The organism is Myxococcus guangdongensis (genome assembly GCF_024198255.1).
GTDB classification, from domain to species: Bacteria; Myxococcota; Myxococcia; order Myxococcales; family Myxococcaceae; genus Myxococcus; species Myxococcus guangdongensis.
In genome coordinates, this window is record NZ_JAJVKW010000015.1 from 74,642 (window position 1) to 95,143 (window position 20,502).

Genomic DNA, 20,502 nt, shown 5'->3' on the forward strand with positions numbered 1-20,502 from the left:
CCCTGGGGGGACTGATGGAATGGCCCCCTATGATTCAGGTCGAAGGGCTGACCAAGTACTACGGTGAGCACGCGGCCATCCGGGACCTGGCCTTCACCATCGGCCAGGGTGAGGTCATCGGCTTCCTCGGCCTCAATGGCGCGGGCAAGTCGACGACGTTGAAGGTCCTGGGGTGCGTGCTGTTGCCGACCGCCGGCCGCGTCGTCATCGACGGCCATGACGTGGTGAGCAACGCCCACGAGGTGCGCCAGCGCATCGGCTACCTCCCGGACGTGCCGCCGCTCTACGAGGAGATGACGGTGGGCGAGTACCTGGCCTACGTCGCGCAACTGCGTGGCGTGACGGCCAAGGACACCCCCGCGCGCGTGGGCGAGGCCGAGGAGAAGACGGGGCTGCGCGAGGTGGACGGCGAGCTCATCTCCACGCTCAGCCACGGCTACCGCCAGCGCGTGGGCGTGGCGCAGGCGCTGGTGCACAAGCCCGCGCTGCTCATCCTCGACGAGCCGACGAGCGGCCTGGACCCGCGGCAAATCGTGGAGATGCGCGACGTCATCCGTGGGTTGAAGGGCACGCACACGGTGCTCGTCTCCAGCCACATCCTCCCGGAAATCTCCCAGACGTGTGACCGCCTGCTCATCATCCACAAGGGCGCGCTGGTGGCGCAGGGGACGGAGGAGGAGCTGGGCCGGAAGATGGGCGGCGGAGGCTCCGTCGAGGTGGAGGTGCGAGGGGACTCCGCGCGCGCCGTCGAGGTGCTGCGGCCCTTCGGTGAGGTGGAGGTGGGAAGCTCCCGCGATGGGCTGGTGGCGCTGACGCTGCGCGCGTCGCCGGACGTGCGGCCCAGGGTGGCGCAGGCGGTGGTGGGCGCGGGGCTGGAGTTGTTGCGACTGGACGTGGGCGCGGGACACCTGGAGTCCATCTTCCTCAAGCTGACGCATGGTCAGGAGGTGCGCGCGTGAAGGCGCTGCTCATCGCCCGCCGCGAGCTGTCTGGCTACCTGCGCACGCTCAGCGGCTACGTCGTCATCGCGGTCATCCTCGCGTTGAACGGCCTGTTCTTCAACGCGTACGCCCTGGGCGGCGCGAGCAAGCGCTCCGCCGAGGTGCTCTCGCAGTTCTTCTATTACTCGAGCGGCTTCACCATCGTCGCCTCGGTGTTCATCTCCATGCGCCTGCTCGCCGAGGAGCGACAGACGGGCACGCTGCCCCTGTTGTACTCCTCGCCGCTGCGCGACAGGGACATCGTGCTGGGCAAGTTCCTGGCGGGCTTCGCGTTCCTGGCGCTGTACGTGCTGTGCACGCTGTACATGCCGGTGCTGGTGCTGGTGAACGGCAAGGTGTCCTGGGGCCACGTGGGCGCCGGCTACCTGGGGTTGTTGCTGCTCGGCAGCGCGTCCCTGGCGGTGGGCACCTTCGGCTCGGCGCTGGCGAAGAACCAGCTGCTCGCGGCGATTACGTCCGCGGTGATGCTGGTGGCGCTCATCCTCTGCTGGTTGCTCGCGCGCATCACCGAGCAGCCGCTGGCGGACGTGTTCAGCGCGATGTCGCTGTGGAACCAGCACTTCCCGCCGTTCCAATCGGGGCTCGTCCACGTGCGTGACGTCGTCTACTACCTGGTGGTCACCTACGTGGCGCTGTTCGCGGCCACGCGGGTGCTCGAGGCGCGGAGGTGGCGATGAGCGCGCGCACTTCGGGGAGCGGGCTGGCGGCGACGCTGGCCTTCGGGGTGGGCCTGCTGGCCGTCTTCATCGGCGAGCGCATCCTGGGCGTGGGGACGGGCCGCGGGCTCTTCTCCGGGCTCGGCGTGGCGCTGGCGGTGGGCGCGACGGCGTGGCGGTTCGTGGGCTCTCGCGGCGCGAGCGCCGACCGACGCCGGGTGGATGGCTGGGTGCTGGGCCTGTACGGGCTGGGGCTGCTGGCGCTGGCGCTCTACTTCCTCCAGTCCGACCTGGGCATGTCCCTGTTCGACGCCCCCTTGTCGCAGAAGGCGCCGAAGCTGGCGGTGATGCTGGCGGCGCTGTTCCCCGCGCTGCTCGCGTGCTGTCTGGTGCCGCTGGCGCTGGTGGAGGTCGCGACCCAGGCCATGGCGCGCGCGCCGGTGATGGAGACGGGGCGGGCCCGCAGCGCGCTGTACTCCGGGCTGGGGCTGTCCTTCGTGCTCGTGTTCGCCTTCGCCACCATGTACGTCGTCACGCAGGCGAACACGACCTGGGACTTGTCGTACTTCCGCACGGCGAAGCCCGGTGACTCCACGCGCAAGGTGGTGCGTGGGCTCAACGAGCCGCTCCAGGTCATGCTCTTCTTCCCGCCCGCGAACGAGGTGGGCGAGGCGGTGGGGCAGTACTTCCGGGACTTGTCGGTGGAGAGCCCGGGGCTGCTCAGCGTGGAGCGGCTGGACCAGGCGGTGGAGCCCGCGCGCGCGAAGACGCTCGGGGTGCACAACAACGGCACCATCGTCCTGGCGCGCGGTGAGCGCAAGGAGCCCTTCACGGTGGGCCTGGAGCTGGACCGCGCGCGCGGACAGCTGCAGCGGCTGGACCAGGAGGTGCAGCGGCGCCTGCTGACGGTGGCCAAGCCCCGCCGCGTCGTCTACTTCACCGCGGGCCACGGCGAGCGCGCGGAGACGCGGCCGGTGCCCGGTGAGATGCCGAAGCCGTCCGTCGCGCAGCTCAAGGAGTTGCTGCGCGCGCAGAACGTGGACGTGCGTCCGCTGGGGGTCGCGGAGGGCCTGGGCCGCGAGGTGCCGGGGGACGCCGCGGCGCTGGTGGTGATGGGCGCCACGCGCGACTTCCTGCCCGAGGAGCTCACCGCGGTGCGCGAGTACCTGTCGCGCGGCGGTCGACTCTGGATGGCGCTGGAGCCGGAGGGGCCGGGCTTCGAGGCGCTGCTCGCGCCCATGGGGCTGAAGTACCTCGGCACGCCGCTGGCGAATGACCAGGTGTACTTCCGCACCACGCGTCAGCAGAGCGACCGAGGCAACCTGGGCACCGCGAGCTTCAGCTCACATCCGTCCGTCACGTCGCTGTCGGCGATGGCGGGCCAGTCTCCCGTGGCCTTCCTGGGCGCGGGCGCGTTGGACCAGCTCCAGCCGCTGCCCAACGGCGTCATGCATGACATCTCCGTGCGCGCGCATGGGGCCACCTTCGCGGACGCCAACGGCAACTTCAGCCCGGACCCGGGCGAGATGCGGCGCACCTGGCCGCTGGTGGTGGCGGTGGAGGAGCCCGCCGCCAAGGGCAAGGAGCCGATGCGCGCCGTGGTGATGGCGGACGCGGACGTGGTGAGCGACGTGGTGCTGCCCAACATGGGCAACGCGTACCTCGCGGTGGACACCCTGCGGTGGCTGACGGGTGAGGAGGCCATCTCCGGCGCGGTGTCGACGGAGGAGGACGTGCCCATCCAGCACACCCGCGAGCAGGACGTGGCGTGGTTCTACGCCACGGTGTTCCTGGCGCCGGCGTTGGTGCTGGCCGTGGGCTTCGTGACGACAAGGCGGCGGGGCCGTCGTGCTCCGCGCGCCAGCGTGGCGGCGGGAGGTGAGCAATGAAGGCCCGGGACCTGGCCCTGCAGGGCGCCCTCGCGGCGGTGGCGCTGGTGGCCGCCTACCTGGTGTGGCAGCGCGCTCCGGCGGGCGCCCCTGGTGACGTGACGGTGGTGGAGCTGCCGGCGCGTGCGTTGGACAAGGTGCGCTACGAGGACGAGGCGCGCTACGTGGAGCTGTACCGCGACGCGCAGGAGCGTGACGCGCTCTGGGTCCGCCTGGGCTTCAAGCCCGCGAAGCCGCTGCCTCCGGTCGAGGGCGCCGCCGACGGTGGCGCGTCCGTGGATGGTGGCGTGGCGCTGGCGCAGGGGGCGGCCGACGCGGGGACGCAGCCCTCGGCGGCGCAGACTCCGCCGCCTCGCGACATGCGGGCCAACGAGGTCGCCCAGAAGCTCTACCCGCGCTTCGCTCCGCTGCGTGCCACGCGCGCGTTGGGCGTGCTCGACGAGAAGAAGCTGGAGGAGGTGGGGCTGACGGGCTCGCAGCGCAAGCTGACGCTGACGTTGGGCGGCAAGGCGGAGTCCTTCACGCTCGCCTCGATGACGGGCGGCTGGGGCACGCCGTACCTGCGTCGTGACTCTGACGGACAGGTGTTCCTGCTCGGCCCCGCGCTGCTGCCGGACCTGGAGAACGCGATGACACGCCTGGTCGACCGGCGGATGCATGTCTTCGACCTGGGCGAGTTCGACTCGGTGGTCATCTCGTCGGGCGGCTCGTCGCGCGCGTTCGTGGCGAGCGGCAAGGCGCCCAACCCGGTGACGCTCGCGCCGGAGGAGTCGCCGGACAAGCCGGACGAGTTCACCCGCAACTGGCATGACCGCGTGTGGCGGCTGGTGCCGTTGGACCTGCTGGGCCGCGACGAGCAGCCTGCCGGGGGCGAGCCGAAGGAGGCCTTCCGCGTGGAGTACCGGCGCGGTGGCAAGCCGGTGGGTGAGCTGACGGTGGCGCGCGCGACGGACGGCTTCTACGCGCGCACCGAGCACACGCCGGGCTGGGTCCGGCTGCACGCGGGCGTGGACCCGCTGGCCGCCGAGGCCGCGCGGGTGACGACGCCGGTGTCCTCAGCCGGCGGTCCGTGACACCCGCGGCTCCTGGTCGTCGACGCGGCCCAGTCGCACGTCGACGAAGCTGTACGGCGCCCAGGGGCCGGTGAAGCGGAAGGTGTAGAGGTCCGAGCGTGCCGCCAGCATCCGGACCTTCGCCTCGAAGGCGGGCCCGTCCTGCCTCGCCACGAGGAAGGCCGCGTTGAGCAGCATGCGCTCGCCCACGGGCGCATCCGTGCGAGACGCCGCCGCCAGCGGGCGCAGGCCCTCCAGCATCGCCGCCATGTCCAGCGCGGCGCGCAGCTCCACCGCGCGCCCCAGCCGCTGCTCGTGCTCCAGCTCCGACTCGTCCGCGCGCCGCCGCAGCTCCTCGTCCTCCAGCTCCATGCGCCGGTTCAGGTGCTCGCGGTGGTAGAGGACCTTGAGCCCCAGCTCCACCTTGCCCTCCAGCGCGGTGAGAACGACTCTCAGACTCTCATGCGTGGAGTGCAGGAGCGCGCGCACGTGGGCCTCCGAGCCGAGCACCGTGCCGAAGGCCACCGGCAGCAGCGTGTGCTCGCGGAGCACCACCTCCGCGGCGCGCTGGTGGGCCAGCAGATGGGCCCGCGTCGGGTCCACCCGCATCGACGGGGTGGGGGACACCAGCGCGGCCAGCCCGTGCTCACAGACGGCGCGCACGTGGGAGGGCGGAATGCCCAGACCGATGGGACCGAAGTCCAGCGGGCCGTCGGCGCGCACCACGCCGTAGAGGTACTGCGGCCCCGCGCGCTCCTCGTCGGTGGGCGCGTCCGGTAGGGGGCGGGCGACCTTGCCGCCACGCGCAACAGTGTCGGGAAGCACGGAGGTCCGAGGCGGCGCGGCTCGGGACGTGGACGCATCCGGGCGCTTCGCCTCGGCCTTGGGCGTCGCGCGTCGGACGCGGGACGGCTTGGGCGAGGCCGCGCCTCGTCGGGAAGAGCTCTTGGGTGGACGGGGGGAGCGGGCCACGGCACGCCTCAGCGAATCGCGGCGCCTCCGCGCCGGGCGAGGATGGTCCGTACCTCCGCCACGAGCTCGTCGGGCAGGCACGGCTTGGTGACGAAGGAGTCGCACCCCGCGCCCTTCGCTTCATCGGACTGGCCCGTCATCGCATGCCCCGTGAGCGCGACGACGGGGATGGTGCTCGTGCGCGCGTCGTTCTTCAGCCGCCGCGTCGCCTCCCACCCATCGATGATGGGCAACGACAAATCCATCAGGATGATGTCTGGCGTGAGCGCGAAGGCCTGGTCCAGCGCCTCCTGCCCGTTCCTCGCCTGCGCGACGCGGAACCCTGAGAACTCCAGGTACTCCGCGTACATCTCTCGCGCGTCATCGTAGTCGTCCACGACGAGCACGAGCGGCTGGAGATTCGGGGAGGGATTCGTCATGTCCGCCTCGGGCGTCGTGGGAAGTGCAGCGTGAAGGCCGACCCCTGCCCCTGGGTGCTCTGGAGGGTGACGCGCCCCCCCAGCATATCGGCCAGACGTCTGCAGATGGACAGCCCCAGGCCCGTGCCTCCATAGGCCCGGGTGGGCGAGCTGTCCACCTGTTGGAAGTCCTCGAAGATCTTCTCCTGGTCCGCCGGGGCGATGCCAATCCCCGTGTCCTCCACGCAGATGGTGAGCATGGAAGATGACGGCTGGTACTCCGCCACCACCTTCACCACGCCCTCGTGCGTGAACTTCAGGGCATTGGACAGCAGGTTGAGCACCACCTGCTTCACCTTCTGGCGGTCGCTGTGCACCGGCGGCAGCCGCGCGCCCAGGTGTGTCGTCACCGTCAGCTTGCTCCGGGCGATGATGGGGTCCATCTCCGCCATCACCTCCTGGAGCAGCTCCGGGATGACGAAGTCGGACAGGTGCAACGGCATCCGCCCCGCCTCGATGCGGGTGATGTCCAGGATTTCGTTGATGACCTCCAACAGGTGCCGGCCGTTGGAGTCGATGCGCGTGAGGTTGCGCTTCTGCGGCGCGGACAGCTCACCGGACACGCCCTGCAGCAGCATGTTCGTGTAGCCGAGGATGGCGTTGAGCGGCGTCCTGAACTCGTGGGACATGTTGGCCAGGAACTGGGACTTGGCCGCGCTGGCCTGCTCCAGCTGGATGGCCTGACGGCGCAGCTTCTCGTTCTGCTCCGCCAGCTCCGCGGTGGCCACCTGCACGCGCGCCTCCAGCAGCGTGGAGACCTCCTTGAGCCGCTCGAGCAGCCGCGCCTTCTCCAGCGCCTCGCCCCGGTCCTGGAAGAGCGTGACGATGCCCGTCAGCTCCCCGCCCTCGCCCAGCACCTTGCTCGCCACCGCCTCCACCGGCAGGGTGGCGCCGCTCGTCGGGTCCACCAGGCTCAGCTGCCCTCGCCAGCGCGGGCTTCCGCCGGTGTCGAGCACGTTGGCGAGGAACGAGACGAACGTCGCGTGGTTGGAGCGCACGCGGCGCTGCGCCGCGCGGCCTCCCTCGGGCGGCAGCGAGAAGAGCCGCTCGGCTGGCTCGTTCATCATCACCGTGACGCCGGACGGGTCCGACAGGATGATGGGGTCCGCCACCGAGTCCAGCACCCGGTCCAGCCGGTGGCGCTCGCTGCGCGCCTCGCGCTCGGTGGCGCGAAGCCGCCGGTAGCTCTCACCCAACGCCTGCGTCGCGCGGCCCAGGTCCGTCACGTTGCGCAGCACGCTCACCATGGCCTCGCGGCCGTCCGGCTCGTACACCCGCGTGCTGACCAGCTCGAAGAGCAGGTCCAACCCCTCCACGGGGTCCACCAGCGGCACCTCGCGCCAGCTCACCCCGGACTGGCCGACGCTGGCGGTGCTGGCCACCGCGGCGGAGAACACGCGCTGGTTGAGGTGCACGGCGCGCCGGCGGCCGTGGCTCGCGTCGGGGCTGGCCATCAACAAGGCCTCCGCGCGCGCGTTGGCCAGGCGCGGCCGGCCCTCCAGGTCCGTCAGCAGCACCGGGTCCGTCACCGCGTCGATGATGCGGCGGAACAGCTCCGCGCCTCCCGCGGCGAGCGGACCGGACGTGGCCTGGCGCGCGAGGAAGGGCCCCGCGTGCCCGGCGACCCAGGCGACCTCGGCGGGCAGCTCGGGGGCGCTCGCCCAGACCAGCAGGAGGCCCACGGGAGACGAGCCCGCGCGCCCGAGCGGCACGGCGAACAGGCCCTGCGCGCCAGGGGAGGGCAGGGGCGCGCGCTCCTTCGGGAAGAAGCGCGGCACGGCCTGGGTGAGCACGTCCGCCAGCGGATGCGCGGTGTCTGTGTCGGACCACGCCGCGAGCGCTGCCTGCTGGGCCTCGGACAGTCCCCGCGCGGCCAGGCAGGTCATCCGGGCTCCGGGCTCCTCGCGGGCGACGCAGGCCGCGGCGAGGGCCTGGGCATGCGCGGGCAACCACTCCACCACGGCCCGGGCACAGCCTCTCGCGGAGTCGCATGCGAGCAGCTGCTCGGCCAGGGCGAGGCGCGCGTCGACAGTGGAGGCGGGGGCCGGGGCGAGCGGGGCGTACGAGACCAATGCGTCAGGCTCCAGGAGGAAGTCGAGGTGTGTCGTCAGCAGGAGAGGGGTCTTCGACGCGAAGCTCCAGGGAGGTCACCACGACGCGCGCGGAGGGCTCGGGGGCGTCTGGCGGGGCGGCGCCGTCCCAGCGCAGGCCGCGGTCCAGGACCCGGTCCATGACATCGACGAGGCTGGTGCTCCCAGCCAATCTTTCCACCGGCATCCTTCGTGGCTCCCTGGGTACGAGGCAGGGGTCGGGGGGCCGTCCCTGCCCTCTATGTAGCGCGGGCCGCTCCACCACCCCAGAACCGCTTGGAATCCCGCGTGACTTGCCAACACCCGGCGGCCCGCTCTGTTTGCTCGTGCACATCGCGAGTGGCCAAGACGCCGGGCAGGCGGCCAGGCATCGGCGTCCGCCGCGTCGGGTTATCGCACCTGAGGCGCATCCCTAGTCTTGGGACATGGACGAGACGCGGACGCATCGCTCGCTCTGGACGCTGACCGCCCCTCCGCGTGACTTCCCCACGCTGCCCGGGGACCTGACGGTGGACGTGGCCGTCATCGGCGGGGGGATGGCGGGCCTCACCACGGCGTGGCTGCTCAAGCGCGCCGGCAAGCGGGTGGCGGTGCTGGAGATGAACCGCATCCTGTCCGGGCAGACGGGACAGACGACGGCGCACCTCACGGAGCTGCTCGACACGCCCTACGCCACGCTGCGCCGCGACTTCGGGGAGAAGGGCGCCCGGCTGGCGGCATCCTCCAGCCGCGCCGCGATGGAGCAGGTGGCGTCGCTCGTGGAGGAACTGGGCCTGGACTGCGACTTCCAGCGCGTGCCCATGTTCCAGTACGCGGAGACGGCGCGCGAATTCCAGTCGCTGGAGGACGAGGTGTCCGCCGCGCGCGACGCGGGGCTGCTCGCCACGCTCACCCAGCGCGTGCCGCTGCCCTTCCAGGTGAAGGGCGCGCTGCGCGTGGAGGACCAGGCCCTATTCCATCCGCGCAAGTACCTGCTCGGGCTGGCGGACCGCATCCCTGGTGACGGCTGCCACCTGTTCGAGAACACGCGCGTGCTGGAGGTCCAGGATGGCAAGCCCTGCCGCGTCCTCACGGACCGGGGCGTCGTCACCGCCACCGACGTGGTGGAGGCCACCACCACGCCGCTCAACCGCGTCTTCATGCACACCAAGCTCTTCGCGTACCGCACCTACGCGGTGGCGGGGCCGCTGAACGGGCCGCTGGAGGCGGCGCAGTACTACGACTGCAAGGAGCCCTATCACTACATCCGCACGCAGCCGGTGGACGGGCGCACCTTCGTCATCGTCGGCGGCGAGGACCACAAGGTGGGCACCGAGGAGGACACGGCGCGCTGCTACGCGGCGCTGGAGGACTTCGCGCGCGAGCGCTTCCCGGTGGAGGCCATCACCCACCGCTGGTCCGGTCAGGTCATCGAGCCGGCCGACGGGCTGGCCTACATCGGCCGCGACAGCGCCCGGAAGCACGTCTACGTGGCCACGGGCTTCTCCGGGACGGGGATGACGTTCGGCACGCTGGCGGGGATGCTCCTCACCGACCTCATCCTCGGGCGGCAGAACCCCTACGCCGCGCTGTACGACGCCACGCGCGTCAAGCCCATGGCGGGCGTGAAGGACTTCATCCAGGAGAACGCCGAGGTGGCCTTCCGCTTCGTCGCGGACCGGCTGGCGAAGCCCGACGGCAAGCACCTGTCCGAGGTGGCCCCCGGCGAGGCCAAGGTGCTGGAGGTGGATGGGCAGAAGGTGGCCGTCTACCGCGAGGAGGATGGCACCTCGCACGCCGTGTCGCCGGTGTGCACGCACCTGGGCTGCCATGTGCATTGGAACGGCGCGGAGCGCTCGTGGGACTGCCCTTGTCACGGCGCGCGCTTCAGCCCCACGGGCAAGGTGCTCAATGGGCCCGCGGTGAAGGATTTGCCTTCCCGCAAGCTGCCCACCTGACGCCCACCGCCACGAGTCTCCGAAGTCAGACGAGCCTTGAACCCCGCCGACCTGGAGGCTGGACATGAACGCGATTGAGTTGCTGAAGCAGCAGCATGACGAAGTGAAGAAGCTCTTCGCGCAGTACGGCAAGCTGCCGGACCACGCGGACGTGCGCAGGGGCGAGCTGTTCGAGATGATCGCCGACCGGCTCGCCGCGCACGCCACCATCGAGGAGCTGTACTTCTATCCGGCCACCAGGTCGGAGCGGACCGAGGACGAGCTGCGCGAGGCGGTGGAGGAGCACCTGTCCGCCAAGCGCATCATCGCGGACCTGCTGGAGATGGAGCCGGGCGACGAGGAGTTCGACCCGAAGATGAAGGTGCTCCAGGAGCAGATCGAGCACCACGTCAAGGAGGAGGAGGGCGAGCTCTTCAAGAAGGTCCGCAAGCTCTTGTCCAAGGAGCAGCTCGAGGACCTGGGCATCTTGATGGAGCAGCAGTTCGAGGAGCTGATGGAGGACGAGCCCCGGAACAACGTCCCCGCCGAGACGGGCCACGCGGCGCCGCTGTAGGCCGCAAGATTCGGGTTGCGCGGAGCGGCCGGAGCGTCAGCATGGGGTTTCTCCCATGCCCAGCTCCGCCTCCTCCGCTCCGCGCCTGCCCGAAGCCTTCACCCCGAGCGCCCGCCGTGCCCTGTCGCGCGCGGACCCGACGCTGGGCGCCCTGATGAAGCGCGTGGGCGCCTTCCGCATGGAGCTGAGCCCGCTGCACAGCCCGTTCGCAGCGCTGGCGCGCTCCATCGTCTTCCAGCAGTTGCACGGCAAGGCCGCGGCGACCATCTTCGAGCGCGTCAGCGTTCAGGTGGGGACGGGCCGCGACTTCACGCCCGAGGCCCTGCTCGCGACGCCGGAGAAGGCGCTGCGCGAGGCGGGGCTGTCCGCCAACAAGATGGCCGCGCTCCAGGACCTGGCGCGCAAGACGCTGGAGGGCACGGTGCCTCCGCTCGCGCGCGTGCGCCGGATGAGCGACGAGGCCCTCATCGAGCACTTCACCCAGGTGCGGGGCATCGGCCAGTGGACGGTGGAGATGCTGTTGATGTTCCGGCTCGGCCGCCCGGACGTGCTGCCGGTGGATGACTTCGGCGTGCGCAAGGGCTTCATGCTCGCGTACGGACTGAAGGAGATGCCCAAGCCGAAGGCGCTGCTGGAATACGGCGAGCGCTGGCGGCCCTGGCGCTCGGTGGCGAGCTGGTACATGTGGCGGGCCACGGAGCTGAGCTGGGAGCCATCCGAGGGCTGAGCCGCGTTCTCCCCACGCCATGGCGAGTGAGCGAGCGGGGGGCTCGCTGATGACGCGCCTTGCCGCACGGCGCTGGCGTCCTCACCCGTAGATGAAACGGGAGAAGCGCCCTCATGCGAGCATTGACCTACCAGGGACCCTTCAGGGTCCGAGTGGAGAACAAGCCGGACCCCCGGCTGGAGCACCCCCAGGACGTCATCCTGCGGGTGACGAAGACCGCCATCTGTGGCTCAGACCTGCACCTGTTGCACGGGCTGGTCCCCGACACGCGGGTGGGCCACACCTTCGGGCACGAGTTCACCGGCGTGGTGGAGGAGACGGGCACGGAGGTCTCCCAGCTGCGCAAGGGCGACCGCGTGGTGGTGCCCTTCAACATCTCGTGCGGCGGCTGTTTCTACTGCGAGCGGGGACTCACGGCGCTGTGTGAGAACAGCAACCCCGCGAGCGACGTGGCGTGCGGCGTGTATGGCTATTCGCACACCACGGGCGGCTACGACGGGGGCCAGGCCGAGTACGTGCGCGTGCCGTACGCGGACGTGGGGCCCTTGAAGATTCCGGACGACATGGAGGACGAGGAGGTGCTGTTCCTCGGCGACATCCTGCCGACGGGCTACATGGGCGCGGAGATGGGCGAGATCAAGGGCGGCGAGACGGTGGTCGTCTTCGGCGCGGGCCCGGTGGGATTGTTCGCCATGCGCTCCGCGTGGCTGATGGGCGCGGGCCGCGTGGTGGCGGTGGACTGCGTGCCGTACCGGCTCGACTTCGCGGAGCGGTTCGCGAAGGTGGAGACGGTGAACTTCCAGGAGGTGGGGGACGTCGTTGCCTACCTCAAGGAGATGTTCGAGGGACGCGGCCCGGACGTGTGCATCGACGCGGTGGGCATGGAGGCCGAGGGCTCCACGACGCACCGGGTGATGGGGCTGGGGATGAAGCTGGAGGCGGGGGCGCCCACGGTGCTCTCGTGGTGCATCGATGCCGTGCGCAAGGGCGGCAATGTCTCCATCGTCGGTGTGTATGGACCGCCGTGGAACGTGATGCCGATTGGCACCGCGATGAACAAGGGGCTCACGCTGCGGATGAACCAGTGCAACGTGCGCCGCTACATGCCGCACCTCCTGAAGCACATCCGCGAGGGGCGCATCGATGCGAAGGCCATCATCACCCATCGGTTCGGGTTGGAGGATGCGCCGGAGGCCTACCACCTGTTCGCCCAGAAGCGTGACGGCTGCGTCAAGTGCGTCCTCACGCCGGGCCATGCGTGACCGAAAGGAGCCGAGCCATGCCGGATAGACCTGTACCTGGCGCCGCCGCGGACCTGGATTTCGCCAGCCGCCCCGGCGTCCCGATGGAGACCTTGCCGCATCCCTTGCCGGGGGCTCGCATGCCCATCCGGTTCCAGCACTCGCCGGTGCGTGTGTTCAAGCACCCGGGGCGCGCGCAGCTGCCGCCGGTGTATGGAACGGCGCAGCCGCCGAAGGGGCTGAGTGGCGTGTTGCGCCGGGTGGCCTATGGGTTCCCGGACCACAAGGCGCGCCACTGGATGATGTTGTTGCTGGCGGACCGGGTGGATGTCTGGGAGCACCGTCTGGCGAAGGTGCTGCCGTGGGCGCTGCCCACCGCGGGGGTGCTGGCGCTCACCGGTACCGTGTGGCGCAAGTGGGCCCGCGCGTGAGGTGAGGTGGGACCCGGGGCCATGGGGAGGCGACATCCAGGCCTGTTCTCTGTGAGGATTCTGGAGAATGCCTCCCTCGAAGCCGCCACCACGACGTCCCGCCTCGAAACCCTCGGGGGCGAAGCCCCATGGGGAGGCCGCGAAGAAGACCGCGAAGAAGGCTGAGACGGGTGGGGCCGCGACGCCGGCCGTGACGCCACAGCGAGGACAGGCGAAGCCCGCCGCGAGTGCACAGGCGAAGGCCGCCGCGAAGACAGTCGGGGTCGGGGTGAAGGCCGCGAAGACGGTTCCGAATGCTCCGGGGCAGAAGCCCGTTGCGAAGACTGTCGCCAGGCCGGTGGGGGCTCCCGCGGAAGGGAAGACGGCGGGGGCGGCCGTGACGCCCGTGGGAGGGAAGGCCGCCGCGAAGACTGTGAAGGCCGGGGCGAAGGCCATCGCACCGCCCGTGGTGGCCCCTTTGGATGGGCAGGCCGCGGCGAAGACGGCAAAGGCCGGGGCGAAGGCCATCGCACCGCCCGTGGTGGCCCCTTTGGATGGGCAGGCCCCCCCGAAAGCGGCGGAGGCCGAGGTGAAGTCAGCGGGTCCCGTCGTGAAGGTGGCCCCGCAGCTCGTGGCGGCGCTCCCAGACGAGAACGTCGCCGAGAAGACGGGGGCGACGAACGCTGTGGTGAAGCCTGTCCCGCGACTCGTCGTGGTGTCGGCGGAAGACGTCGACGCGACGAAGGCGGGTGTCCCGCGGCTCGTGGTGGAGTCGGCGGAAGAGGGCGATGCCGCGGACGCGGTGACTGCCTTGGCCGAGAAGGCAGAGGCCTCGCATGGCGTGCGAGACCTGGCGATGGCCCTCGAAGTCGATGCGATACGCGAGGAGGAGGTCGCCGCGCCTCGCGTATCCGCGCATCCCCATGAGCGGCCACCGCTGCCCGTCGGCGCGCTCGATACCGACGTGCTCCCCATCGCGGAACTCGCCCCTCTCGAAGGCGGGTTCACGGGCGCGCCGCTGCTCATCCACGCGAGCCCCGAGACGATTCGGGCCTCCGGTGTCATCGGCACCACGATGGGACGCATCGTGCCCGGCAAGAGCGAGGGTGGCTTCACGTTCGCCGGTCAGGCCCGACTGTTCCTGCGCGCCGTCAATCGCGTGGGCGAGACCTTCACGCGAGACGACCAGGGACTCGTGACACAGGCCACGTCCCCGACCGGCACACAGCACTGCTCCATCGTGCTGCGCAACACCTCGGGCCGTCCCATCCACCTGCGACTCGCGGGCGTCGTCTTCTCCAAGTACCTCACGCCCCAGTTCCCCGCGAACGCGCGAGGCGAGCCCTTCAACCCGGATGCGCAGGACGCGCTCGCCGAGGACTTCACGGGACTCGTCGACTCGGCTTCCGGAAAGGCTCCCGACCCGGAGGGGCTCTTCTTCCGTGGGCCTCACGCCGTGCTCGCCTCCGGCTTCCGCGATGCACGCGTCGACCCGCGTCCTCTGGACGAGCGTGAAGCCGACCCGCTCCTCCGTGAGGACCTCGACCTGTCCCGACTCGACGACGTGCGCCTGGGCACGCGAGGTCGCATCGAGGCCTCCCTCACCGTGCAACCCGGCGACACCGTGCTCGTCCTCGCCGCGCGCCATGAGAAGGGCGGAGCGCTCCAGTCGCTCCTGGACTTCACGGCCGTGGACGCGAAGGGACAACTCGACGCGGGCGCGAGGTTCCGCCTGGCCACCGTGTCCAGCCCGCTGCCCCTCACGCCCGACGAGCTCACCGCCATCTCTCGTGGCGAGCACCCCATGGCCAGCGCGGGAAACGATGTGCCCGAGACCGGCGCCCCGGCGTTTCCTCTCCATCCAGGCGTGGTCGAGGCTGGAAGTGTCTTCGTCGGCGGCCGCACGGTGCGCCTGTCCGAGGGAAAGCGCGCCGGAGACCTCGTCATGTCCATGCCCGGCAGACACGGTGGTGTCTGGCCCGATGCCGCGCCCTTGTCGCCGACCGTGCGCGAACCGGAGCGGAGAACGCCTCGGACCCATGACGGAGCCCGAGGCGTCTCGTACGAACTGACGTACACCCTGGAGAACATCGACGACGAGCCGCGCGAGGTGGAGCTGCTGCTCACCTCACCGCGTCGCCACCCCTCGGAACACTTCTTCCCGCAGGCCGGCGTCCTCCACCTGGCGATGAAGGTCGACGGTGAGCGCGTGGATGTTCGCGTCAATCAGCGAGGCGAGGGGCGGGTGCTCGCGTGCTTCGAGCTTCCGCCCGAGGAGCCGCGTGAAGTGCGGCTCGAGTGGACCCACGCGGGAGGCACCTTCCCTCCCGCGGGCCTCGAGTGGCGCATGCGCGCCGGCTGAGAACTAGTCGGACCAGGTCGTCACGCGCACCATGCGCACGAAGTTGCGCTCGGTGCTCACCGCGGCGATGAAGAAGCCGCCCGCGTCGCCGGGGCCTCCACCGCCGCAGTACGTCTGGCAGGACCAGCCCGTGGTGTAGAGCCGGTTGCTGTTGCGGGAGACCTGCGTGATGAACGCCAACGCGCCATCCACCTCATCGGCGTTGGGCGTGCCGTTGATGACATGCCCCTTCAGCATCGCGAGCAGCTCCTGGACGGTGATGGGCGTGAAGTTCGACACGCCCTGGAGCCCGAAGGCCGCGGCCGCCTTGTAGGTGAGCGTCCGCTGGTTGGCGACGCCCTGGCCGTTGGGGATGTTGCCCTCCATGATCTCCGTGGAGGTGGTGAGGGGCCCGGTGGCGCCGAAGTAGTCGGCCGGGGTCTGCGGGAGGACGTCGAGCCACAGCGGCGAGTACCAGGTCAGGCCGTCGTTCAGCTCGTGGGTGTCGATGAGGTACTTCATCGCGGTGGCCGTCACGCCCTGCTTGAACGTCAGGTCGTTGATGCGGTCGGCCAGGTACGCACGCTCGACGGCGTCGACCTTGGAGTCATCCTGCAGGAACCGGTCGACGGCGCCGCGCATCTCCGCGCGGATGACAGTGGTGCCACCCGGGCTCGTGGCGAGGCGGGCGGCGGCGATGTCGGCCGCGAAGGCGGGAATCGTCGTGGTGCTGTCGGCGAGGGCAGGGGTGGCGGCCAGCACGACACCACCCAACAGGGACTTCATCGAAGAAGAGAGCATGCGTTGCACCTCTCGTGGGCGAGCGCGCCCACGGTGAAAGGGGGACAGCGCGTAAGCACTTAACACCCGCGACTGACACGGCTCGCGAGGCGTTCAGCGTGTGCCTGATTCCACCGGAGGGCTCTCGTCTCGCGCCGGTGACACACTGTTTTCGTGTGACACATCCGTGACGAAGCGCGTCTGGAGATGACGGATGGGAACCAGCAGCGCGAGGAACGCGACGGACAGTCCGGCGCCGAGCAGGAACACGGGGCCGTAGCCCAGCGCGAGCCCGTGGGTGGAGTCCGCGAGCCATCCGGCGAGGGGCGCGGCGGGCGCCTTGCCCCAGACCTCGATGCTGGCCATCAGCGTGTAGTGCGAAGCGCCGATGCGCCGGTCCACGCGCGACATCATGAACGCGAACATCACGGTGGTGAGCGCGCCGCCGACGAGCTCCTCCGCGAGCGTCACGCCGATGACGCCCGCGTCGCTGACGCCGTGGGTGGCCAGCCACCAGCGCCCCATGAGCGGCAGCACGCGCAGCGACGCGGTGAGTGACAGGGCGCCGAGGATGGGCATGCGCGTGGCGAGCACTCCACCAGTCACCGAGCCGAGGATGGAGGCCGCGTTGCCCCACGTCCCCACCCACTGGCCTATCTGCCAGGCGGGGATGCCCGCGTCGACGAGGAAGGGCTTGTAGAGCACGTCCGCCATCGTCTCGCCGAACTTGTACGTGCCGATGAAGAGCAGCACCCAGCCGATGCCCGGCTGTCGCACGGCCGTGAGGAACACCGCGAACCACTGCCGCCAGCTCCCGGTCTTCGCCTCGACGCGCGCGGTGGCCTCGGGCTCACGAGGCGGCGCCTCGCGATACAGGAGCGTCACCCCGAGCGCGACGGCGCACAGCAGGGCCATGCCGTGGAACAAGCCGGACCAGCCCAGGTACTTGCTGGCCCAGACCAGCAGCCCGCCGCCGGTGAGCATCCCCAGCTTGTAGCCCACGACCTGCACCGTGTTGCCCAGGCCCAGCTCCTGGGGGCGCAGCAGGTCCACCGCGAGCCCATCCACGGCGATGTCCTGGGTGGCGGCGAAGAGGTTCATCACCAGGATGAGCCCGAGCAGCACCTTCAACGAGCCACCGTCCGACACCATCATCCCCGCCGCCACGCACGTGAGCGTCAGGCCCGCTTGCATGGGGAGGATCCACGACTTGCGTCGCCCGATGCGCGATGAGGCGTAGCGGTCCACCAGCGGCGCCCAGAGCACCTTGAGTCCCCAGGGCAGGGCGAGCACTCCGGCGAAGCCCAGCGCGGTGAGCGACACCCCCTGCCCGCGCAGGTAGACGGGCAGCGCGGTGGCCTGGAAGCCGAAGGGCAGTCCCTGCACGAAGTAGAGGACGCCGAGCAGTGCGAGCCGGGAGGCGGGGAGTCTCATGGACCCCGCCGAGCATAGGGCCTCCTGATACCCGCCGCGCGGACGCCACCGACTTTTGCCGTGACGCAGCCCCCGCGCCAGCCTGCTCGGCGGCCCGATGCGCGGAGGGCTCCACCTGCCGCCCACCGCCAACAAGCGCCGCGAGACCTGGCGGCTCGCCGCGCTGAAGCCCGCCACCCACGGTGTCTCGTTTTCTCGGGACTCGGAGTGTTTGACAGGTTACCGCCGTCATACAATCGTGACACACCTCCCAACAGCACACTGGGAATCCACCTCAGAGGGGGCAGTCATGGGTTTGCCCGAGCGACGAGCCATCGCGCAGTACAAGCAGAACGTCTTCCCGAAGTGGCAGCAGACGCTGAACGATTTGGTGGGCGCGCCCATCGAAATCGAGGTCGAGTGGGACACGCTCGGCGCCGAGGGTGTGGCCCACATCATGGAGAAGGGCCTGGACGCCATCTACTTCGAGCCGCTGGTGCTGGCGCTCCAGGAGATTGGCGTGGATGACTTCTCCAAGCAGGCCATCCGGGACGGCTTCAAGAAGTACTTCATCAGCGGCACCGAGCCGGAAGACCGCATCTTCTACCGCTTCGAGAACAAGACGCTGTCGTACCGCCACAACTTCAGCAACATCGAGAACTACACGAACGAGCGCCGTCAGCGCATCGTGAACCTGATGGAGAAGGCCCTCTAGGCCGTCTTTGTCTGGGATTGCCTTCCGGAGTCGCCGTGGAATGAGCGCTCCGGAAGGTGGCCGTCTGCCTTCAGCGGCTGTGCTTGAGCACCATGGCCTCCAGTCGTGTGAGGGCCTTCTCCAGGACCTCCATCGACGGGCCGAAGGACAGGCGCACGTAGCTGCGGAAGCGCGAGGGGCGCGCGCGGCGCTTGCCGGGATTCACGTCGAAGAACTCACCGGGCACGGTGATGATCTTCTCCTCCAGCGCGGCGCGGAAGAAGCCCATGCCGTCGTTGAGCGGCGCGGGCAGGCCCGACAGGTTTCCCCAGACGTAGAACGTCCCGTCCGGCGCGCGGTCCGTGCGGATGCCCAGCCGCTCCAGGCGCGAGTGGAACCGGTCTCGCTTCTCCCGGAACGTGTGGTGGATGGCCAGCGTCTCCGCGATGACTGGCTCCTCCTGGAGGAGCGGAATCGCGGCGCGCTGCAGGGGCCGGCTGCCACCGCCGTCCAGGAAGCTGCCCGCGCTGGAGACGGCCTCAATCACCTGCTTGGGCCCCACCGTCCACGTCATGCGCCAGCCCGGGTAGCGCCAGTTCTTGGTGAAGCCGTCGAACAGGACGATGGGGTCCCGGTTGACGTCCTCCACGTAGCGCGCGGCGCTCTCCACCGGCAGGTGCCCGGGGCGGCCCGTCCAGACGTAGTGCGAGTAGAACTCGTCGATGAGCAGCGTGCACTCCAGCTCGCGCGCCACGCCCACCCACCGGGCCAGCTCGTCCCCCTGCACCAGCTTGCCGGTGGGGTTGCACGGGTTGGAGAAGAGCAGGGCGGACAGGCCGCGCCCCTGCACCTCGCGCCGCAGGTCCTCGTGCGTGAAGGCGTAGCCGCGCTCGCCCTCCAGCAGGATGGGGATGGCGGTGAAGGCCTTGAAGACATCCAGCAGCTCTTCGTACGCCGTGTAGTCCGGCAGGAAGTGGCCCAGGTTGATGGAGCCCAGGCTGGCCGCCGCCCGCGTCAGGGCCGCGCGCCCGCCGCCCGAAAGACAGACGTTCTCCGCGCTGTACTGGCTTGGCATGCCCTTGCGGTAGAGGCGGTTGTAGAGGCCGGCGATGGCCTCTCGCACGTCCCACAGCCCCGCGACGGGCGCGTACTCCATGTCCGCCACGTCGATGTTCACCGTGCCCAGCCGCGCGGGGGCACCGGGGAGGTCGCCTGTCTCCGGTTGCCCCTGGCCCAGGTTGCACCAGTCAGGGTCACTGGAACGGTAGCCTCGGCGCGTGGCCTCGGCGGTGACGTAGATGACGCCCGTGCGAGGCACGGAGCGGAATGCGGGAATCGTGACGTCGTCGCTCACGGCGCCACACCCTAGCGGAAAAACGGCGCCGCGCGCGTGGCCCGACACTACCGGACGATGGGCACCGTCACAGGGGAGTGGTCGTCCACCGTCAACTCCACCTTGCCCACCCGCCACAGCACCGGCTTGAAGCTCGCCTCCACGTGGTGGCCGTCCGCCGTCTCCAGGACAGCCATGCCTTCCTTGGGCAGATACTCACCCACCTCGTATTGCAGGGTGGTGAGGGTGAGCTTGTCCACGCCGTCGGGGCCGCTCAGCTCGCCCGTACCGTCGAGCACCAGCGACGAGCCGCCCAGAAGCGGCATCCCCGGACGCTTCGTCACCTTCGCGTCCATCCGCATCGTGTGGCCCTCGCGCCCGGGGACCTCGCCCTCGGCCTTCACCCAGACGTGGGTCAAATCGCCACAGGTGCCGTAGCCCACCTGGGCGGGCAGCACCGCGCCCTCCACGCGCAACTGGCGCAGGTCCGCCTCCACCTCCATCCGGTCCTCGCCGCCCCGGTACTTGAAGAACACGCGCCCCGAGAGGCCCAGGCCATGGACCTGGCAGTCGGGGCCGCTGAACGTCACCACCACGCCGTCCGTCACCGCGTCGAGCGACTCCACCGTGGTGGTGGCGCACGCCAGCCTCTGGGACAGGTCCAGCGTGGCGACGTCGAGGAAGCCTCGGCGCGGCTCGCCGCACGTGTACACCGGCATCAACCCCAGCACCTCGAGCGCCCCGCGCGTCAGGTGTCCCACCGCCGCCGCGCGCTCCACCTTCGCCTTGGCGGATTGGACCAGCTCCTCTGGAGGCGCACCCCCACAGCCGGACAGCAGGGCGACGACGACGGACAACGTGAGGAGGCTTCGCATGGCGCTTCTCCAAGGTATCCCGTCCACGCCTTCGCGGGCGGGGTGCACCCTGGGAGAGCAACCGCTGTGCCTGAAGACAA

18 protein-coding genes are annotated in these 20,502 nt (G+C 70.2%); 11 read left to right on the top strand and 7 right to left on the bottom strand.

Annotation, left to right across the window (positions count from 1 at the left end):
• Window positions 1–29 precede the first annotated feature (29 nt).
• From LXT21_RS35640 to LXT21_RS35655, 4 genes are read left to right on the top strand one after another with little or no spacing between them, the layout of a single operon-like run.
• A complete protein-coding gene (locus tag LXT21_RS35640; RefSeq protein WP_254042692.1) occupies window positions 30–959 on the top strand; it encodes an ABC transporter ATP-binding protein in 930 nt (309 codons plus the stop codon).
• The gene (locus LXT21_RS35645) at window positions 956–1,678 is read left to right on the top strand and encodes an ABC transporter permease (protein ID WP_141329342.1); all 723 of its coding nucleotides are present in this window, start codon (window positions 956–958) and stop codon (window positions 1,676–1,678) included. The genes LXT21_RS35640 and LXT21_RS35645 overlap by 4 nt, the downstream gene beginning before the upstream one ends.
• Window positions 1,675–3,546, top strand: a complete 1,872-nt coding sequence (locus LXT21_RS35650; RefSeq protein WP_254042693.1) for a Gldg family protein — start codon at window positions 1,675–1,677, stop codon at window positions 3,544–3,546. The genes LXT21_RS35645 and LXT21_RS35650 overlap by 4 nt, the downstream gene beginning before the upstream one ends.
• Window positions 3,543–4,619, top strand: coding sequence for a hypothetical protein (locus LXT21_RS35655; protein WP_254042694.1), 1,077 nt, complete (start codon window positions 3,543–3,545; stop codon window positions 4,617–4,619). The genes LXT21_RS35650 and LXT21_RS35655 overlap by 4 nt, the downstream gene beginning before the upstream one ends.
• Here LXT21_RS35655 and LXT21_RS35660 read toward each other — a convergent pair.
• The 3 genes from LXT21_RS35660 to LXT21_RS35670 are packed head-to-tail and all read right to left on the bottom strand — an operon-like array spanning window position 4,602 to window position 8,100.
• Window positions 4,602–5,570, bottom strand: coding sequence for a GvpL/GvpF family gas vesicle protein (locus tag LXT21_RS35660; protein WP_254042695.1), 969 nt, complete (start codon window positions 5,568–5,570; stop codon window positions 4,602–4,604). The two genes, LXT21_RS35655 and LXT21_RS35660, sit on opposite strands and share 18 nt — an antisense overlap.
• Before the next feature lie 8 nt (window positions 5,571–5,578).
• Window positions 5,579–5,989: a response regulator gene (locus tag LXT21_RS35665; protein ID WP_254042696.1), complete on the bottom strand. Its 411-nt coding sequence runs from the start codon at window positions 5,987–5,989 to the stop codon at window positions 5,579–5,581.
• Window positions 5,986–8,100 (bottom strand): PAS domain-containing sensor histidine kinase, encoded by a 2,115-nt coding sequence (locus tag LXT21_RS35670; protein WP_407667082.1) that lies wholly within the window; start codon window positions 8,098–8,100, stop codon window positions 5,986–5,988. The genes LXT21_RS35665 and LXT21_RS35670 overlap by 4 nt, the downstream gene beginning before the upstream one ends.
• A gap of 443 nt (window positions 8,101–8,543) precedes the next feature.
• Between LXT21_RS35670 and LXT21_RS35675 the strand changes: the two genes are divergently transcribed.
• The 6 genes from LXT21_RS35675 to LXT21_RS35700 all read left to right on the top strand — a co-directional run bounded on the left by LXT21_RS35675 (window position 8,544) and on the right by LXT21_RS35700 (window position 15,348).
• The gene (locus LXT21_RS35675) at window positions 8,544–10,055 is read left to right on the top strand and encodes an FAD-dependent oxidoreductase (protein WP_254042697.1); all 1,512 of its coding nucleotides are present in this window, start codon (window positions 8,544–8,546) and stop codon (window positions 10,053–10,055) included.
• A 64-nt stretch (window positions 10,056–10,119) separates the two neighbouring features.
• Entirely contained in the window at window positions 10,120–10,608 is a 489-nt protein-coding gene (locus LXT21_RS35680) for a hemerythrin domain-containing protein (RefSeq protein ID WP_254042698.1), read from the top strand.
• A gap of 55 nt (window positions 10,609–10,663) precedes the next feature.
• Window positions 10,664–11,335, top strand: a complete 672-nt coding sequence (locus LXT21_RS35685; RefSeq protein ID WP_254042699.1) for a DNA-3-methyladenine glycosylase family protein — start codon at window positions 10,664–10,666, stop codon at window positions 11,333–11,335.
• A gap of 113 nt (window positions 11,336–11,448) precedes the next feature.
• Window positions 11,449–12,597 (top strand): zinc-dependent alcohol dehydrogenase, encoded by a 1,149-nt coding sequence (locus tag LXT21_RS35690; RefSeq protein ID WP_254042700.1) that lies wholly within the window; start codon window positions 11,449–11,451, stop codon window positions 12,595–12,597.
• Window positions 12,598–12,614: 17 nt separating this feature from the next.
• A complete protein-coding gene (locus LXT21_RS35695) occupies window positions 12,615–13,007 on the top strand; it encodes a hypothetical protein (RefSeq protein ID WP_254042701.1) in 393 nt (130 codons plus the stop codon).
• A gap of 67 nt (window positions 13,008–13,074) precedes the next feature.
• Entirely contained in the window at window positions 13,075–15,348 is a 2,274-nt protein-coding gene (locus LXT21_RS35700; RefSeq protein ID WP_254042702.1) for a hypothetical protein, read from the top strand.
• A gap of 3 nt (window positions 15,349–15,351) precedes the next feature.
• Here LXT21_RS35700 and LXT21_RS35705 read toward each other — a convergent pair whose 3' ends face one another.
• Window positions 15,352–16,128 carry a hypothetical protein gene (locus LXT21_RS35705; protein ID WP_254042703.1) on the bottom strand — a complete coding sequence of 259 codons (777 nt, stop codon included), beginning with the start codon at window positions 16,126–16,128 and terminating at the stop codon, window positions 15,352–15,354.
• Window positions 16,129–16,221: 93 nt separating this feature from the next.
• Complete coding sequence (locus tag LXT21_RS35710; protein WP_254042704.1) at window positions 16,222–17,541, bottom strand: MFS transporter; 1,320 nt, start codon at window positions 17,539–17,541, stop codon at window positions 16,222–16,224.
• 289 nt (window positions 17,542–17,830) lie between these two features.
• Here LXT21_RS35710 and LXT21_RS35715 point away from each other — a divergent pair, with 289 nt between their 5' ends.
• Window positions 17,831–18,235: a hypothetical protein gene (locus LXT21_RS35715; RefSeq protein ID WP_254042705.1), complete on the top strand. Its 405-nt coding sequence runs from the start codon at window positions 17,831–17,833 to the stop codon at window positions 18,233–18,235.
• A 70-nt stretch (window positions 18,236–18,305) separates the two neighbouring features.
• On the opposite strand, the gene LXT21_RS35720 is transcribed toward LXT21_RS35715, so the two are convergent.
• Both LXT21_RS35720 and LXT21_RS35725 read right to left on the bottom strand, forming a co-directional pair.
• Complete coding sequence (locus tag LXT21_RS35720) at window positions 18,306–19,568, bottom strand: pyridoxal phosphate-dependent aminotransferase (RefSeq protein WP_254042706.1); 1,263 nt, start codon at window positions 19,566–19,568, stop codon at window positions 18,306–18,308.
• Between the two features lie 47 nt (window positions 19,569–19,615).
• Window positions 19,616–20,422 carry a hypothetical protein gene (locus LXT21_RS35725; protein WP_254042707.1) on the bottom strand — a complete coding sequence of 269 codons (807 nt, stop codon included), beginning with the start codon at window positions 20,420–20,422 and terminating at the stop codon, window positions 19,616–19,618.
• Window positions 20,423–20,502: the final 80 nt, after the last annotated feature.